The 16,321-nt window shown below is 61.0% G+C and carries 12 protein-coding genes; 6 read left to right on the forward strand and 6 right to left on the reverse strand.

The genetic code is table 11. The features are described 5' to 3' along the window. Positions 1-269: 269 nt before the first annotated feature. Positions 270-1,220 (reverse strand): helix-turn-helix domain-containing protein, encoded by a 951-nt coding sequence (locus tag AC1VNY_RS28410; protein WP_482407669.1) that lies wholly within the window; start codon positions 1,218-1,220, stop codon positions 270-272. Positions 1,221-1,464: 244 nt separating this feature from the next. On the opposite strand from AC1VNY_RS28410, the gene AC1VNY_RS28415 reads away from it, so the two are divergent. The 3 genes from AC1VNY_RS28415 (at position 1,465) to AC1VNY_RS28425 (ending at position 5,196) form a co-directional block, all read left to right on the forward strand. Further along, positions 1,465-3,141: a winged helix-turn-helix domain-containing protein gene (locus AC1VNY_RS28415; protein WP_482407670.1), complete on the forward strand. Its 1,677-nt coding sequence runs from the start codon at positions 1,465-1,467 to the stop codon at positions 3,139-3,141. A 325-nt stretch (positions 3,142-3,466) separates the two neighbouring features. Then, positions 3,467-3,862, forward strand: a complete 396-nt coding sequence (locus tag AC1VNY_RS28420) for a hypothetical protein (protein ID WP_482407671.1) — start codon at positions 3,467-3,469, stop codon at positions 3,860-3,862. A 152-nt stretch (positions 3,863-4,014) separates the two neighbouring features. After that, positions 4,015-5,196 carry a radical SAM protein gene (locus AC1VNY_RS28425; protein ID WP_482407672.1) on the forward strand — a complete coding sequence of 394 codons (1,182 nt, stop codon included), beginning with the start codon at positions 4,015-4,017 and terminating at the stop codon, positions 5,194-5,196. Between the two features lie 188 nt (positions 5,197-5,384). Here the strand turns inward: AC1VNY_RS28425 and fabF are convergent, their stop codons facing one another. Continuing rightward, complete coding sequence (fabF, locus tag AC1VNY_RS28430; protein WP_482407673.1) at positions 5,385-6,647, reverse strand: beta-ketoacyl-ACP synthase II; 1,263 nt, start codon at positions 6,645-6,647, stop codon at positions 5,385-5,387. Positions 6,648-6,821: 174 nt separating this feature from the next. On the opposite strand from fabF, the gene AC1VNY_RS28435 reads away from it, so the two are divergent. The 3 genes from AC1VNY_RS28435 to AC1VNY_RS28445 are packed head-to-tail and all read left to right on the forward strand — an operon-like array spanning position 6,822 to position 8,898. Continuing rightward, on the forward strand, positions 6,822-7,199 hold the full coding sequence (locus AC1VNY_RS28435) for a nuclear transport factor 2 family protein (protein ID WP_482407674.1): 378 nt from the start codon (positions 6,822-6,824) through the stop codon (positions 7,197-7,199). A gap of 20 nt (positions 7,200-7,219) precedes the next feature. Further along, entirely contained in the window at positions 7,220-8,152 is a 933-nt protein-coding gene (locus AC1VNY_RS28440) for an NAD(P)-dependent alcohol dehydrogenase (RefSeq protein ID WP_482407675.1), read from the forward strand. A 44-nt stretch (positions 8,153-8,196) separates the two neighbouring features. Then, positions 8,197-8,898: a helix-turn-helix transcriptional regulator gene (locus AC1VNY_RS28445; RefSeq protein ID WP_482407676.1), complete on the forward strand. Its 702-nt coding sequence runs from the start codon at positions 8,197-8,199 to the stop codon at positions 8,896-8,898. A 415-nt stretch (positions 8,899-9,313) separates the two neighbouring features. Here the strand turns inward: AC1VNY_RS28445 and AC1VNY_RS28450 are convergent, their stop codons facing one another. The 4 genes from AC1VNY_RS28450 to AC1VNY_RS28465 all read right to left on the reverse strand — a co-directional run bounded on the left by AC1VNY_RS28450 (position 9,314) and on the right by AC1VNY_RS28465 (position 15,279). Continuing rightward, positions 9,314-11,623 (reverse strand): tetratricopeptide repeat protein, encoded by a 2,310-nt coding sequence (locus tag AC1VNY_RS28450; RefSeq protein WP_482407677.1) that lies wholly within the window; start codon positions 11,621-11,623, stop codon positions 9,314-9,316. A gap of 291 nt (positions 11,624-11,914) precedes the next feature. Then, positions 11,915-13,033, reverse strand: coding sequence for a glycoside hydrolase family protein (locus tag AC1VNY_RS28455; RefSeq protein WP_482407678.1), 1,119 nt, complete (start codon positions 13,031-13,033; stop codon positions 11,915-11,917). A gap of 810 nt (positions 13,034-13,843) precedes the next feature. After that, a complete protein-coding gene (locus tag AC1VNY_RS28460; RefSeq protein WP_482407679.1) occupies positions 13,844-14,896 on the reverse strand; it encodes a hypothetical protein in 1,053 nt (350 codons plus the stop codon). Positions 14,897-15,066: 170 nt separating this feature from the next. Continuing rightward, entirely contained in the window at positions 15,067-15,279 is a 213-nt protein-coding gene (locus AC1VNY_RS28465) for an HGGxSTG domain-containing protein (RefSeq protein ID WP_482407680.1), read from the reverse strand. Positions 15,280-16,321: the final 1,042 nt, after the last annotated feature.

Consider the following 16,321-nt stretch of genomic DNA (forward strand, 5'->3'; position numbering starts at 1 on the left):
CACATCACGTTTCGTCGTGACTTGTACGTCTCACCGCAGGATCAATCACGAGAACTTGGTCGTTGACGCATCGGCGACGGATTTGCCGAAGAACTTCGGCATCCGTTCGCGGGATGAGCGGTTGTGGAATGTCCGCTATCCGCATCGGAGCGGACGCAGCATATCGATCGAGCAGAGTCCGCTGGCGGTCATGGACCATCTTGGACCATCTTGCCCGCTTGCGTCGGAGCTTTCTCGCAATTGTGCTGTTTCCCGCACAGGCGATGCTGTCAACGTGCACGCCGTCGCCAATTGCTCGGGGTGTCCCCCGTCAGCTTCCTGAAGGCGGCGGCGAACGCGGTCTGGGAAGAATAGCCAAGCGCGACTGCGACCGAGATGACCGACGCGTCGGTGTTGCGCAGCATGCTCTTGGCCGCCTCGAGCTGTTGCTGGCGCCGCCAGGCATGCGGCGAAAGCCCGGTGCTTTCCTTGAAGGCGCGGCAGAAGTGGAATCGCGAAAGACCTGCATCGGAAGCGAGCGCCGCGAGCGATACGTCAGCGTCGGTGTCGGAACGCAGGCGCTCGATGGCGCGGCGCAACACTATCGGTGCGAGCCCGCCTTGCATCGGCTGGAACGTGGACGGCGTGCCGATATGCGCCGCCAGCAGGCGCGTGGCCACGAGGTCCATCAACTGATGCCTGAACAGTGTATCCAGCGCGCAATTGCCTTCCATGGCGTCGGCCACCGTCAGGAGCAATCGGGATGTAATGGGGTCGGGATGCGCCGTTCGCTCCAGCAGATCGGTTGAGGTGGCGCTGTCGACCTCGCCTGCAACCCGCTGGAGCGTGGAGTGCGGAACATAGAGTTGGATGACATCGACAGGCTTCGGAATATCCCACCGAGAGCTCGATCCTTCGGGAATGATGGTCACGACCCCGGGACGAAACGTACCGGTCGCAACCGCGCTTCCCGTCCGCCGCTCCACGCGCTGCACCGTGCCGTTGTAAGCCATGATGACGTGATGGCTCATGGGCGCGACGACGTCGTGCAGCGGGTCATGCTTCCAGTGGGCGATTCCGGCGCCGCAGGAATCCAGAGACAAGTAAAATGGCGTGGTTCCGAGCACCCGCGCCATTTCCGCACCCGCGTGAGGGCGTTCGGCATTGGCTGGAGTGACGTGGCACGCCTCAGGCACAACTGACGCGTCCTCCAAGGCGTCGCGCAAGATATGCTTGTTCATGAACGTATCCTCGCATTGGGGAAGGGATGCAGGTGGCGGGGCTGTGACTTGGCGCGGCCAGATTTGTTGCACTGATTGCGAAGCCCGGTGCGTGTCGCGTCCGAGGCGGGCCAACCATTTCTCGAACCCGGGCTTGTTCCCAAAGGGTGAGAAAATGTGTACTGTTTCGAGCGGGAAAAAACCTTGCAGTCGGCCTGAATTGCGATTGAGTCTTCCTTGGCTTCTTGTCCAAGAAGGATCAGAAGTGCCGTTTCTGTTCGAAGATTATTGCCTCGATGCTGACCGGCGCGAGCTCACGCGAGGCTCTGAGCTCATCCCCATTGGACCGAAGGTGTTCGATCTGCTGCTCTTCCTGGTCCAGAACCGGGAACAGGTCGTGACAAGGGACGATCTTCTGAAGGCGGTGTGGGAAGGACGGATCGTGTCCGAATCTACGCTGACCAGCCACGTCAATGCCGTGCGCAAGGCAATCGGGGATACCGGCAAGGAGCAACGCCTGATCCGGACGGTTTCTCGCAGAGGCCTCCGGTTTGTTGGCAGGATCATCGAGGAAGAAGAGCCCGCGCGAGCTTCGGTCACAGACCCAGGTACGGATCTTGGCGTTCAGCATGTAAGGAACATTCAGCAGCCAATCAGGGCCTTTGAGGTCGATGCCCCGACTGAAACGCGAGACGCCGCGCCAGTTCTTGCTGACGAGGCCGAGAGTCCGCCTCCGCTGCCCGACAGGCCTTCGATTGCGGTGCTTCCGTTCCAGAATATGTCTGGCGATGTCGAACAGGAATACTTTGCCGATGGAATGGCCGAGGACATCATCACGGCGCTGTCCCGTTTCAAGGCGCCATTTGTCATCGCCCGAAACTCCAGCTTCACCTACAAGGCGCGCGCCGTCGACGTGAAGCAGGTGGGGCGCGAGCTTGGGGTGCGCTACGTGTTGGAAGGGAGCGTTCGCAAGGCGGCAAACCGGGTGCGCATTACCGGACAACTCGTCGATACCGCTACTGGAGCCCATATTTGGGCCGATCGGTTCGATGGCGAGCTCGGCGACATCTTCGATATGCAGGACCAGGTGACTGAGAGCGTTGTCGGGGCGATCGCGCCGGCGGTGGAAAAAGCCGAGATCGAGCGCGCCAAACGCAAGCCGACCGCCAGTCTCGACGCTTATGCCCTCTATTTGCGCGGTCTGGCCCGGCTTCATCAGTTTGGCAACCGGCAAGCGAACGACGAGGCATTGCGCCTGTTCAACCGCGCGATCGAGCTCGACCCGGAATTTGCCACCGCCTACGGTCGTGCAGCCTCTTGCTACCTCATTGCCAGGATCAATGGCTGGATTCCGGACACGGCGAACGCGATTGCCGAAGTGAAGAAGCTCACCCAACGGGCGGTTGAGTTGGGCAAGGATGACGCGATCGCGCTCTCCGCCGGCGGCAATGCGTTGGCGTTTGTTGTTGGGGATCTCGGGGTAGGTGCCGGCTTGGTTGATCGCGCGCTCGCGCTTAATTCCAATCTGGCTGAGGCATGGAATTTCGGCGGCTGGGTGAAGCTCTGGCTCGGCGAGCCGGAAGCGGCGATCGAGCGCTTCGCACGTGCCATTCGCCTGAGCCCGCTTGATCCGTGGCTGATGGGCATGCGAGCGGGGACCGCGTATGCACATTTCTTTTTGGAGCGCTATGACGAAGCGGCATCATGGGCGGCAATGGCATTGCAGTGCAGTCCGGACTATCGACCTGGATTACGTATCACCGCCGCAAGCAACGCAATGGCCGGCCGGCCGGAGCAGGCACACAAGGCAGTGGCTCGGCTGCGAGAACTGAGCCCCACGCTGCGCCTTTCCAATCTCAAGGATGTGCTTGGCCCTTATCGACGTGCTGAGGACGTCGCGCGATACGAAGAAGCATTGCGGCAAGCAGGGCTGCCCGAATGACCATCTCGGCCAAGGTACTCGCCTTGGATTCCCCTGGGGAGCGCCACTTGGGTCTTTTCGGATCCGCCACGAGCCGACCGGTTCAGGACCATCGTCGAAAGCTGGCGCGCTCGCGAGCCTGCCTTGGTCGTTCCCCTTGCGAACTGATCGGCGCGGGCGATCGGTAGGCGATCCTCGTCGCCGGGAAGCCGGGTTCTCGGCGTAGCATCAAACGCGATAGCTGGACTCCGCCGCATTTCCGCTGCTATACTTTCAGTTGCTCGACCGGCGTAAGGCACGCGCCAACATTTCGTTCGATTGTGATATCGCGAAAAGGAGCTCAACGATGGCGATTACGCTGACGGTCTTGGCGAGCCTGCTGCAACTGCACGGGCCGGGTGCGACAATCGAAAGCGATCATCAGGGTATCGACGCATTGCTGAGTGGTGTGCGCGAGCAGAGCCCTCAGGAACAGGGCGCGCAGGAACAGAGCCCTCAAGAACAGAGCTTTCAAGAACAGAGCCCTCAAGACGTAGAGAGCTTCCAGCTGGGGGTGATTTCCGACCAGCCCCAGGCAACTCAGGTCTATTTCAGGCGCGGGGCCTTTGCCAGGGGGCCCTATGCGGGCGGCTTTCGCAGGGGTGGTGGCTACTATCCGGGCGCCGGCGCATTTCGCAGGGGCGGCGGATATTATCCCGGAGCAGGCGCGTTCCGACGAGGTGGCTTCGTCAGGGGCTACTAGAGCATGATCCGGAAAAGTGGAAACCGGTTTTCGCTCGCGACAAACGCGTAGCGTTTGCGCGAAGATCATGCTCAAACAAACAGATGAGATTATGATGCGATTCCGTGGAAACGCATCATGATCTAGCCCGATCGCAGCTCGCTGGTATCCGCATGTCGGTTGACGCTTCAAATTCCGTCGCGTTCCAGGAGCAGCCGATCACGCAGTTGCTGGTCAAGGTAGCAGCGAGGTGCAACATCGATTGCTCCTACTGCTACTGGTTTCGCGATGCGGCCGTCTATGACAAGCCCAAGCTGATGAGTGCGGAGGTGCTGCAGCAGCTGTTGCTGCGCCTCGAGCAGCACGTCGCCAGATACTCCCTCGTCGACTTTCCCGTGATCCTGCACGGCGGTGAGCCGCTGCTTTGGGGCGTCGATAATTTTCACCGTTTTGCGGAGGCCTGCGAGGGCGTTTCATCTAGGACCGGCTGTGAGATCCCCATCGCGGTGACCACCAATGGCGTCCTGGTTGACGATGAGTGGCTCGACTGTTTCGAGGCCCGCAATATCTCGGTGGCGATCAGTATCGATGGGCCGGCACATATTCACGACGCTCACCGCAAGACGTTTCAAGGTACCGGCACCCATGCCGCTGTGGAACGTGCCGCCCGCATGCTGGTCTCGCGCGACATCGGCGTGATCGCCCTCGCGGTTTGCAACCCGGCTTACGCGCCGCAGGAGTACGCGGATTTTTTCGCCGCGTGCGGCATCGCCAACTACGACATCATGATTCCTGACGCGACGGTGGACGAGAAGCCGTCGTCCATTGCCCCGTTCTATAACGGTCTTTTCGACCTGTGGCTGGAAGCCAATCGCACGACGCCGACATCGAATGTTCGCATCATTTCCGACATGGTCGCTGCCCTGATCGGCAACAATGCGCCGACTGAAGGCGTGGGCCACAAGCCGGTCGAGCTTTGCACGGTCATGACTGACGGCACGGTGGAGGCCCACGACGTGCTGCGGATTGCGGGTGACGGCTTCACCAACACGAGGTTCAACATCTTCGATCACGCGATCGACGACGTCAGGAGCGAACCTCGCTGGAAAGCCGCACGCGATGCGTCAGTCAATCTTTGCGAGAAATGTCGGCAGTGCAAGTTCATGAACGCCTGCGGCGGAGGCTATCTTCCGCACCGCTTCTCCACGAAGAACGGTTTCGACAATCCGTCGGTCTATTGCGACGATCTCTATTCGATGTTCGAGAACATGCAATCCGTGCTGGAACGTCATCTCTACGTCCGCAAGCAGGACGGGGAGCGGATTGGCGTACGCAGCGCAGCGGCGGGCGGTTAGGCAATTCCAGAGCCCCGTTCCGATGGAATCGGAACGGGGCTCTGGATTCTTGTTTTGACGCGTTTTCTTCACGCGAACCGGTATCCACTTCGCTCGAAAACGCTCGAGTCAATCGCCAGCTCCGCTCTTCATCCGTAGATGACGCGACACGCGCGGCGTCTTTCAATTGCGAGCAAGGCTCGACCGGCTCAAGACCATCGTCGAAACACCAGGCTGGCGTTGACGCCGCCAAATCCGAAGCCGTTCGAGATCGCGTGTTCGATTGTCATTCGCCGTGCGACGTTCGCGACCAGGTCGATGCCCTGTGCTGCGGAATCGGCGTTCTCCAGATTGAGCGTGGGCGGCGCGACCTGGTCGCGCAGCGCCAGGATGGTGAAGATCGCCTCGATGCCGCCGGCGGCGCCGAGCAGATGTCCTGTCGCCGATTTGGTCGCGCTGACGGCAACTTTTCCCTCGCGCCCGAACACGCGCTTGATGGCCTCGAGCTCGGAGAGATCGCCGACCGGGGTCGATGTCGAATGCGCGTTGAGATGCTGGATCTCGTCGGGCCGCAAGCCGGCCTGCCGGAGCGCCGCCTCCATCGCGCGCCGGGCGCCGTCGCCATCCTCGGGGCCCGCGGTGATGTGATAGGCGTCCGCCGTCGTGCCGTAGCCGATGAGTTCGGCGATCGGCTTCGCGCCGCGCCGAAGTGCGTGTTCGAGCTCCTCGATGACGAGGACGCCCGCGCCTTCGCCCATGACGAAGCCGTCCCGGTCGCGGTCGAACGGCCGCGACGCGCGCGCCGGCGTGTCGTTGAACGACGTCGAAAGCGCGCGCGCGGCCGCAAAGCCGCCAAGGCTCACGGGATCGATGCAGGCCTCCGCGCCGCCGCAGACCGCAATGTCGGCTTCGCCGGACCTGATCAGGCGCGCCCCGTCGCCGATCGCTTGCACGCTCGCCGCGCAGGCGGTCACCGGCGCGCCGATCGGACCCTTGTAGCCGTACCGGATCGTGATGTGCCCGGCCGCGAGGTTTGCCAGGAAGGAGGGAATGGTGAACGGCGACAGCCGGCGCAGGCCGCTCTTTTCCGCCGTGCGCACGGCGTCTGCGATCGCGGGAAATCCGCCGATCCCGGATGCGATCACGGTGGCGGTGCGCTCCTGCGCGAGTGCCTCGGCCGGCATCCAGCCGGCCTGCGCCACGGCCTCGGCTGCTGCGAGCAGCGCGAACAGGATGAACCGGTCCATCTTCTTCTGGTCCTTGCGCGGGGCCGCGGAATCGGGATCGAAGCCGCCCTCGGCATCGTCGCTCTTGTCAGGAACCTGTCCTGCGACGCGCGCCGGCAGCGCGGCCGCCCACTCCGGCAATGCTGTGAGCCCGGAATGCCCCGCAAGCAGCCTCGACCACACCAGTTCGCTACCACAGCCCAGCGGGGACACTGTCCCGAGGCCCGTCACAACAATTCGACGCATGGTTCTCCTGTCGCTCTTGCCGGCGTGGCCGGTCCTCCTTCTATATATGATGATCGTAATTTATTGGCAATTGGGCGCAAAAATAAGCGATTTCATGGTTTTATATCATGCTGACAAAATCTGTCAGTGGTACGCGTTAGCTTCGGTCCATCACCGCAGGGAAAGGAATACGTGATGACTGAACGTAACGGCAAGGCGCTGGCTGTAGCCCACACCTACTTCGATGCAATGGCCAGCAGGGATGCGGACAAGATCGTCTCCATCTCCGCCGACGACATCGTTTGCAACTCGCCGCGCGGAGAACTCAACGGGAGCGTGGCGTTTCGCGGCTTTCATCAAGGGTTTTCGCGAATGATCAAGAAGCTGACGCTTCTCGCCGCTTTCGGCGACGATGCGGAGGCTGTGATCGTTTATGACGCGGATACGCATCCCGTGGCGAATGCCATCGTGGCCGAGCACCTCACGGTCGAGAACGGCAAGATCGCTTCCACGCGCGTGATTTATGATGCGACACCGTTCGCCGCTTACGCGGCAACGGTCCAGCCCCACTGACCTCGTCGGCGGAGCGTATCGTGAGGCGCATTCAATACTACGCATATGGCGGCCCCGAGACCATGAAGCTCGAGGATGTCGCGCCCCAGTCCCCGGGCAGGGGCGAGGTCGCGGTGAAGGTCAACTTCGCCGCAATCAATCCCATCGATTGGAAGGTACGCAACGGCTATCTGAAGATGATAACGGGCAAGGTCTTTCCACGCGCCATGGGCAGTGACTTTTCCGGGAACGTGGTTTCGGTTGGTGGCGAGGTGACCCGCTTCAAACCGGGTGATGCCGTTTTTGGTCTCGCGCGGCTCAAGGAGAGTGGCGCGCTTGGCGAAGGGGTCGTCACCAGCGAGAGCTTTCTCGCGAAGAAGCCCGAATCCGTGTCCTTCGCGGACGCGGCTTGCCTCGGGACGCCGGGCGTCACGGCCTGGAATGGTCTGATAGACAAGGCAGGCCTCAAGCGCGGCCAGTCGGTGTTCATCAATGGCTGTACCGGCGCGGTTGGCGAGGCCGCGGTGCAGATTGCAAGGATGCTTGGCGCTACTGTTGCAGGCAGTTGCAGCGCGGGAGCCATGCAAAGGGCTCGTGATCTCGGCCTGCAGAAGGTGTTTGATTATCGCAAGACCGAACTGTCGACGCTCCGTGATCGGTTCGACGTCGTCTATGACACCGCTGCCATCATGCCGACAGCGGTCGGTCTGCGCCTCGCGGGCAGGAACGGCGTATTCGCGGACATCGACCCGACCCCGATGAAGTTTCTCCGATCGGCCTTTGACCGGCGACTGAAGCCTATCGTGTGTACGCCGCGCGCGGACATTCTCGATGGCATTGCCGATGCAGCCGGAGAAGGGAAGTTAAGGCTGCCGATTGCTGAAACCGTGCCGCTCGGCGGTGCGATCACGCTGATTACGAACCTCGAAAAAGGCCGGAAGATTGGCGGGAAAGGGCTCGTCGCAGTCGGCTGACAGGCTACTGCCAATTCCTGGCATGAGCGTGCTAGACTGCTTCCATGTCCAAAAGTGAACGGCTCCTCGATCTCATGCAGGTGCTCCGGCGTCATTCGCGTCCGGTATCGGGTATGGACCTTGCGCACGAGGCCGGTGTTTCGTTGCGGACGATCTATCGCGACATTGCCGCCTTGCAGGCGCTGGGGGCGGAGATCGAAGGAGAGCCGGGCGTCGGATACGTCTTGCGTCCCGGCTTTCTCCTGCCTCCGCTAATGTTCTCCGAAGAAGAGATTCAGGCGGTTGCACTGGGCGTACAATGGGTGCAACGGCAAACGGACGAGGGGTTGGCATTCGCAGCACACAATGCGCTTTCCAAGATCGGCGCGGTACTTCCTGCCGAGCTGCGCGACAGGGTGGACGACAGGAGCTTTCACGTCAGCCGCGGGGCGCCCAGGACTGCGTCCGTGGATCTTCAGATGCTCCGCCAGGCGATGCGCGAGCAGCATAAGCTCCGTATCGTCTATCGCGACCCGAAGGGAGCGGAGACTGCGCGCGTCATCTGGCCAATTATGCTCGGCTTTTTCGAGGCCCGGCGGATCATCGCGGGCTGGTGTGAGCTGCGAAAGGATTTCCGCACCTTCCGCGCAGACCGGATCGCGCGCATCAAGCCGTTGAAGGAGCGCTATCCCGGTCGCAGACGCGATCTCGTCAAGCAATGGCGGGCGCAAGCTGACGAGCAGAATGCGTCGGGCAAGCGATCATAGGGGCACCTTCAGGGACAATTGCGGTGGCCGTGCACTTAGCCTCGTCGGCGATTTAGAGCGTTTTCGAGCGAAGTGGACACCGGTTCGCGTGAAGAAAACGCGTCAAAACAAGAATCTAGAGCTTCGGTTCTGATTCAATCAGAACCGAAAATGCTCTAGTGCACTGTCACAGTAAACGCTCTCTCCGTCGCGCGATCGAGTAACGCGGGAAAGAAGCTCGTCACGGCATTCGACCAGGGCCGCCTCGACGGTTGGACGAACGGTTTCGAACCGGCTGGCTGGAATGGCGACCGACAATGCCAAGAGCGCTGTGCTTCTTGCATTGGCCGCGAACGCGAAATGGCCGTTTTGATCCGCATCGCGGCGTCTGCGACCTCGACTACGCTGATGAGCGACTGCAGCTGGGCAGCAACGGTCACGCCGGGACGACGATATGGTCCGGCGCAATGCCCGCCCGGTGACGCTCATACATCGCGGTGTAGGCGGCCTCGATATGCCGGGTGAAACGTTTGGTATCGAACAACGGCGCCGTTAGCCGGTTGGCCGCCAGCCTGGCTTTGAGCACCGCGAGCTTCTCGGGATGGGTCGCCAGATCGACCGCCATGCGCTCATAAGCCTCCGGCGATTCCGCAATAAGCTCGGGCAGGCCGACCGCATGAAGCAAGCTCGCCGCGACCCGGCTGGCAAACGTGTCGCCGAGAATGGTCAGCACCGGCAGGCCGGCCCATAGCGCATCGCTGGCGGTCGTGTGGGCGTTGTAGGGAGTGCTGTCGAGGAACAGGCCGGCGAGGCGATGACGTGCGAGATGGTCGGGTAACGACATACGCGGCGCGAACACAAGGCGCTCCGCAGCCACGCCACGCGCGACCGCCTCCTTTCGCAAATTTGCGGCAGAGTCGGCGTTGGCTTCGAGGAGCCACAACATGCTGCCCTCGACACGGCCGAGAATTCTCATCCACCGATCGAACATGTTAGGCGTGATCTTGTAGTTGTTGTTGAAGCAACAAAACACGAAGCCCGTCGGTGCCAGCCCCACGTCGTCGCGCGTAAACACGCGATCGGAAATAGCGCGTTTGTCGTCGTTAGCCTGATAGCTGTTGGGCAGAGCGACCACCTTTTCGCTGTAGAATTCGCGATGGTGATCCGGGATCACGGTACGATCGGCGATGATGTAGTCGATGAACGGGGCACCGAGTGTTCCCGGGTAACCCAGATAATTGACCTGGATGGGGGCAGGCCGGCGGCCAAGGACTCTGGTGCGGGATCCCCCGGTAAAGCCTTTCAAATCAACCAGGATGTCGATTTCCAATTGTCTGATCAGGTCGGCGACCGCATCGTCGTTGATGTCCCGGACCTCGACAAATCGATCGAACGACGCCTCCAGCCGTCGACGCATCTCCGAGGGGGCGTTGGGCGACCATGAGATTGCCACCGTCTCGAATTTCGACCGGTCGTGGCACTCGAACATCCCTGCCATCAAAAGCGATGTCGCGTGGTTGCAAAAATCCGACGAGAAATAGCCGATGCGAATTCGATCGTGATGGTAGCGCTCGCCTCGCCAGCGCTGGCTTAAGGACGGCGGATGATTCTTCGCGGTCCATCGCGTGGCGCATAGCAACTGGTCGGCGGTCGATGAAGGAACGCTACAAAACAGAAATGGCGGCGTCGTTGCGTTCCGAGTCCTGATCAACTCGATAAGTCGGTCGCACCCGGCGTCAAAGCCGGCCCAGTCGCAAATGTGGGATTTGGCGTGCAGACGATAGCCTTCGATGTCGGCCTGGTCCGGTTTGAGCGCGACGGCCTTGTCATAGGCAGCGAGTGCTTCGGGGTAGCGCGCCAGAATGGATAGAACCTTGCCGCGGTTGGCGTGGGCAGCCGCATCGTCGCCCTTGTGCTGGATCGCCTTGTCGATGCTGGCGAGCGCCGCGTCGTGATGCCTGAGCCTGAACAGCGCCGAGCCGCGGTTGTTGTAGGCCTCGGCATAGTCGGGCTGGAGCGCGATCGCCCTGTCGTAACTCGCGATTGCCTCTTCGAGACGGTCCAGATCGACCAGCACGTTGCCCCGATTGTAGCACGCGCCGGCGATTCCCGGTGCCCGGTCGTAGCTCGCGAGCGCATCATCGAACCTTTTGAGGTCGTTGAACACGTTGCCGCGATCGTTGTGTGCGCCGGCATCGTTGGGCTTGAGCGCAATCGCCCTGTCCAGGCTCGCCAGGGCCTCCTCGGGCCGCTCCAGCTTTCTCAGCGCGGCGCCCCTGTTTCGATGGGCATCCGCATGGTCAGGCACCAGCGCGATCACGCGATCGTAGCTTGCGAGCGCTTCCTCGTGGCGCCCAAGCTCCGCGAGCGTAAGTCCCCGATTGTAGAGCGCCGGCGCAAGGTCTTGCCTGAGCGCGATCGCCTCATCGAAGCTCGCGAGCGCTTCGTCGAAGCGGCGCAACGCGCGCAGCGTGTTGCCCAGGTTGCTGTGCGCGTCCGCGACGTTGCCGTTGAGCCTGATCGCCCGCCGGATCAGGTCGACGCCGCGCTCGCTACGGCCGGTCTGCGCGGAAATCAGGCCCAACAGATGCAGCGCATCGAAGTTGTTTGGCTGCTGTCGGAGAATGTCTTCATAGATCTTCTCTGCTGCCGCCAACTGACCCCGCTGATGCAGCGCGACAGCCTGCGCGAAGGCGCGCTGCAAGTCGGTCGAACCGGATTCTTGAAATTCACCTGTTTCGGGCATCAGACGTCTTCACGCGCTCCGTGTCCGGGTCTTGGCCTCACGCTGACAGGCATGTCGCATCCTGTGCCCGCAATATGGATCGCCCGTCTATTAAAGGTTGAAATTGGCAGATCGCCCTCGATTGCGCAACGGCCTCCAGGAACAGCTCCGCGAATAGTTCGGGCTGAAGCGGATGGTCCTCGGTCAGCCCAGCGGCTGCCTCGTCAGCCGCAGCCGAACCGTGGACGGTCACGACGGAAGCGGGGGCGTCGTCTGGAGCATCAAAGCCGGCGGCACAATGCGCCTGCCATTCTAGCTCGAACACGCGTCGTCGCTGAGAAGCGGCGTCGGGTTCTCCGTCGAATTTTCTCCGCCGCGATACCATGGCTTGAAACGAAAGCCCGTTCTTGAATACGACCATGGCGCCGTCAGGGATCGAGCGCTCCCCTCCGTCGTATATTCTGAAGCGACCCCGGGGTCTGGATTATAGAACGAGAAGACTCCGCGCCAACTGCCGTCCTGTTGCTCCTGGGCGTAGGACAACTCCACCTTGTTTCGTGAGACCGAAACCAGACGATCCGAAACGTGATCGAACACGAACGGCCGTTCGAACCAGATCGTCGTCTCATCCTGTTTGATTGCGACGTTGGCCTCCTGTCTTGCCGTGCCGCCACCGACCAGCAGGGGAATCCCCAGCGGCACCGCAACGTCAGCGGTGGCGGTGGCATTGAGACGATTGGCGGAAAGCGTCGATGCAAAACCATCGGGCCGCGCAATGATGGTCTTTTTCGTGAACGGGCCGTGCGGGTTATCTGCCGTGGCAACCAGCGCGACTGCATTCTGCGTGTTGTTGTAGTAGCCGTGATAGAAGATGACATATTCACCGTTCGCGCGCCGACAGGCATAGCTGATCGACAGCCCGGACGCCTCCTCCGGCAGTGAGGGGGTGATCACGGCGCCATGGCGCTTGAATGTCATGCCGTCAACGCTGGTGGCCAGCTTGATCTGCTTCGACGCGCGGTCGAGGTAATAGATCATGTATGGTTCGGCTGCTCCGGGCTCATACACCACCTGCGCCGGGCCGATCCCACCGGGCTCGGACGCGTCCGACTGGAAGGCGATTCCTTGCGGAATCCAGGCGCCGCCATTCGTCGACGTCCAGAGCCGCACCTGAAACCAGCCCGTCGTATAGGCTGATGCATAAAGACGCCGGGTATGCGCATCCGGCGCGATCGCGGATGGCCACGCCAAATGTAGAACGCCATCGGGCGGCGACAGTGCCGGCGTCAGGCTCGACACCAGGCCATCGTCGCCGAACTCCCAGATGTGATAAATGCCGCTGCTCCCGAGGCCATTGAGAAACCAGCTTCTGGCAATTGCGCCTGCCGGGAAAACGGCGAGGATGACAAAAACAAGTCCCCGCACAATCATGAAATTTATCCTGGGTCGTGCCGTCTATCGAGCAAACAATTCCGCTGTGATGACACACTCGGGCGGCCATTTCGCCCGGAAATTTGTTTCTGAAAATAACGCAGGCCTCGGATTGAAATCCGCATACACACATGAGGGACGTGTCACTTGATCGCGCCGCAAGCTGCACAAAGCCGGGCGGGCAAGCAGCATTACTTCATTCCCTCCAGCACCTTCCGCGCGTCACGCAGCAACGTCCGAATCTGCCGCCACTCGGCGATCATTTCGCGAGCGAACCGGCCGTGCTTGCGCGCGATCCGGTTCGCCCTTGGCGCACCGGATCCTGCTGGAATTACGGTGATAGTGCATTCAATTGATGCATGACACTGTATTTGGACCATACTCATCCTGCCTTGTGTCGGCATCCCAACTGGTCTAGCGCGCAACGCGTCGTTCAGCGCCGGTAATGCGCGGACCATATCGAGACTGGAAATTAAGCGCACCGTCACCGTAACGGAATTCAGCTCTGGCTGCGCAAAGAGCTTGGGGACGCCCGCGAGGTCATCTTCAACCAGAACCTCGGTGGCTCATGACGTGACGCTCACGAACTAATGTTTGAAGAGGCCAGAAAGCAGAATGTAATAGTCGAGCCTGACGACATTGAGGTGCTTACCGCCGATAACCTCTAATTTTGAACCGAGACACTACCGTCGAGTGTCCGCCGATCTCGCGAGACTGTGAGCCATCTGGCGGTCCGGTTAGATCGGCAGGTAGGCACCAGCGCCGCTCGCCTCCGTAAGGCTGGAACTACCGGCGCGATTGGTGGCAGCATTATTCAGCTACGCGAGCGACGGGGGCTTCCTTGGTCAGGTGCTGGCACAAGTTGAAGAGAAAGAAGTACAGGCCGATCAGGCCTTGCTTGGCTTCCGCAAACGTAACGGTGCCGTGAACCCCCTTGGATGCCATTTCATTGAGACGGCGAATGAAAGCTGTGAGGTGATCTAACTCGGTTTCAAGCATTTCCTTGGACGTCGAACGCACAACGTGTTCGGCCACGAACTGATGCAAGCGGTTCAGGTATTGTTCATCGCCCATAGCCCGCTCGATACCGTCGGCGCACCGCACCTTGCCAGGCAAAGCGGGGTAGAAGAAGTCGGCTGCGGCCTTCAAGGCGCGGCGCACTTCAGCGAGAAGTAATGCGCACTCCTCAGGATCGCCCGACACGGCAAGCTGTGTTGCTTTCTGCAGCTTCGCGAATACGTCTTCCGAGCGTGCCTTGAAGAAGTTATTCACTTCATTCTGAGCGCCTTCCAGGAAACCTTGGCTATGACGCTGCAAGTCAATCTGGCGCTCGATCTGAATCGCATAATTCAGGCATCGAGTCTTAAGTCGGGCCTTGATCGTTTGCAGCGCTTTGATGCGCATACGTACGCTCATCTTCTCATGCAGCAGGCGATCCGTGAACGCAGCCGTATCGAACTCACCCATACCGGCAGGAAGCGCCATGTCGTTGATGGCGCGTTCCCATTGCTGCAGCTCGCCGTCGATTTCACCTGCGCTGATTATGAATACGTTGCGCCGCTCGCCCTCGGGCTTGCGGCGATCTTCATCAGACGTGAACGTGTCAACCGTATGCAATTCGAGCCATCGCTCCCCCGAGAACTTGAATACGTAGCCCTGTGCTTCTTTATTCAGCCCAGAAATATCGTGGTAAAGGGCCCGAGCGACTTCGTTTTTGTCGGGATAAAGCTCTCTTAGGAAGATCGCTGCGTGGACGTGGTCCTTTATTCCCCGCGCGATGCGCAGACAGCCCATGACCGCGCTCTCCACGCGATCCTCTTCCAGATGTTCATAGACACGGGCGACCGCTTTATCGAAATCCATAAGATTGGCCTCTTGTGGATGTAGGAAAGGGCCTGATTGGCAAGGAGCGCGAATCGGCCCGGCCGCACAGTGTATACTAGCGCTGCAAGGCATGTTGTGACGAACAGCATCGGTACGCCGAGCTTCCTATTTGGGAAATAATACTCCAACGATGGCGTCCCTGGTTGCGGCTATCCACCGTCACTCGGCGATCGCTTTCCTACTGAACAGGCCGTGCTTGCGCGCGTTCCGGTTTGTCCTTGGCGCGCCAGTGCGCCGCTGTGCACGCGGCAGCGCGTCTTGCCGTGCACCGCCGGCGCGCGGCACGCGCCGCCCGAGCGGGTCCTGGCGCCGCAACGTGGGCTCGCCAGCACCGGGCCGGTATTTCTGATGTGATTGCTCATGCCTCTGCGTCCCGCCCGGCATCGGCGACATCATGTCGCCGCCTGGCGCCTGCGGGCCTCAGTGCCCGCGCCGCGGACGCCTGCTCTTGGTCGGAGACGACCACGTTCGCATGCTGGATGACGTTTGCCGACAATGGCCTCGCCCCCGTCCTCCACCTTCACGGTCTGCACGGTGACAAGCCCAACAGGCCGGCAATTGGAAAGAGAGGGTTACTTCTTCGGTCGGACGCAAAGCCCATAGGGTTGGCGCCGGCAGCTTACAGGGGCTAGCCCGGATGGACGGTCCCGTAGATCTACCATGACCCGGAATTCCAACTGCTCGGCGCCGGAGCGGGCGCTAGGTTGATGGCGCGGGGGCGGCGCCTTGAGGTCAGGAGGCCGCAATGGAACGTCTGTATTTGGGCATCACCGTCACCAGCACTTACGCGCTGGTCACCTTTGCGCTGATGCTGGCTTTCGTGCACTGACCCCCGGGAATCCGGATCCTTGCCCGCGGGGCCGCTACGGGGTGCGTTGTCGTCTTCGCGGAACGCGGCAATGTCCGGCGACCAGCAACCTTTTACTGCGTCAGCGGGTTTAATATTCATGCCCAGGCCTGTAGCGATAACCTTGATGAGTTTGGCGGTTGCAACGCTCACGGCGTTCGGCATCGCCGCAGCCCTCATGATCCATTAAAGCGCGATGAGATTGGGTAGAATCGTCATCGCGCTTTAGCTCTTAGTTTGAGCATGATCTCCGCGCAAACGCGTCCCGCGTTTGTCGCGAGGGAAAACCGCTTCGCACTTTTCCGGATCATGCTTTAGCGGGAATGGGCCACCGGGATTTCACGCCCGGCGGCCCATTGGTCGTTGAGGAGTGCGGGCGAACGACGATCAGTTCCGCTGCGGTCTATTTCTTCATGTGGTCCTTCGGCATCGTCTCATGCTTCATGGCGCTGCCGCTACCACTGCCTTCCTTCGACTTCGGATCGTTCATCGTCGCGCCCGGGTTTGCTGCACCCGGGCTGCTGGATGCACCTTGACCACCGGTCGCAGCGGAAGAG

The organism is Bradyrhizobium ferriligni (assembly GCF_056837965.1).

Coding starts and splice junctions, on each gene's coding strand:
- AC1VNY_RS28410 (WP_482407669.1), bottom strand. CDS start 1,220: ATGAACAAGCATATCTTGCGCGACGCCTTGGAGGACGCGTCAGTTGTG.
- AC1VNY_RS28420 (WP_482407671.1), top strand. CDS start 3,467: ATGGCGATTACGCTGACGGTCTTGGCGAGCCTGCTGCAACTGCACGGG.
- AC1VNY_RS28425 (WP_482407672.1), top strand. CDS start 4,015: ATGTCGGTTGACGCTTCAAATTCCGTCGCGTTCCAGGAGCAGCCGATC.
- fabF (WP_482407673.1), bottom strand. CDS start 6,647: ATGCGTCGAATTGTTGTGACGGGCCTCGGGACAGTGTCCCCGCTGGGC.
- AC1VNY_RS28435 (WP_482407674.1), top strand. CDS start 6,822: ATGACTGAACGTAACGGCAAGGCGCTGGCTGTAGCCCACACCTACTTC.
- AC1VNY_RS28445 (WP_482407676.1), top strand. CDS start 8,197: ATGTCCAAAAGTGAACGGCTCCTCGATCTCATGCAGGTGCTCCGGCGT.
- AC1VNY_RS28450 (WP_482407677.1), bottom strand. CDS start 11,623: ATGCCCGAAACAGGTGAATTTCAAGAATCCGGTTCGACCGACTTGCAG.
- AC1VNY_RS28455 (WP_482407678.1), bottom strand. CDS start 13,033: ATGATTGTGCGGGGACTTGTTTTTGTCATCCTCGCCGTTTTCCCGGCA.
- AC1VNY_RS28460 (WP_482407679.1), bottom strand. CDS start 14,896: ATGGATTTCGATAAAGCGGTCGCCCGTGTCTATGAACATCTGGAAGAG.
- AC1VNY_RS28465 (WP_482407680.1), bottom strand. CDS start 15,279: ATGAGCAATCACATCAGAAATACCGGCCCGGTGCTGGCGAGCCCACGT.